The organism is Mesorhizobium sp. M8A.F.Ca.ET.207.01.1.1, from assembly GCF_004794715.1.
GTDB lineage: Bacteria > Pseudomonadota > Alphaproteobacteria > Rhizobiales > Rhizobiaceae > Mesorhizobium.
Window position 1 is genome coordinate 1 of the sequence record NZ_SRUS01000107.1, and the last position, 425, is coordinate 425.

1 protein-coding gene is annotated in these 425 nt (G+C 66.6%); it reads left to right on the plus strand.

What is annotated here, in order from left to right; translation table 11 throughout:
* Positions 1-310 (plus strand): aminotransferase class III-fold pyridoxal phosphate-dependent enzyme (locus EN850_RS33685; protein WP_136092947.1); only part of this gene is annotated, 310 nt, incomplete at its 5' end.
* Positions 311-425: the final 115 nt, after the last annotated feature.

A 425-nucleotide genomic window follows, 5' to 3' on the forward strand; every position in this document is an offset into this window, starting at 1 on the left:
GCGGCTGAAGACGCTGGAGGAGCTGCCGCTGGTCGGCGAGGTGCGCGGCGCCGGCCTGATGGCCTGCGTCGAATGCGTCGCCGACCGCGAGAGCAAGAACCCGCTGCAGCTCGACAAGGATGTCGGAAAGCGCATCGACGCGCATTGCCACGAGCTCGGGCTTCTGGTGCGGCCGCTGATCAACATGTGCGTGATGTCGCCGCCGCTGATCATCAGCCGCGGGCAAGTCGACGACATGGTAGCGATCCTGCGCGAGGGGATTTCGCGCACGATGGATGACCTCAGGGAGGAAGGGGTCTGGCGCGGGTGAGGACGCTCACCCCCTGGACCGCAGCGCGTCGTTCAGCGACCACATGTCCTTTTCCTCGGGCGCCGTCTCCAGATTGAGCACCGGAACCTGCCTGCGCAGATGGTCGTGGTGGGTG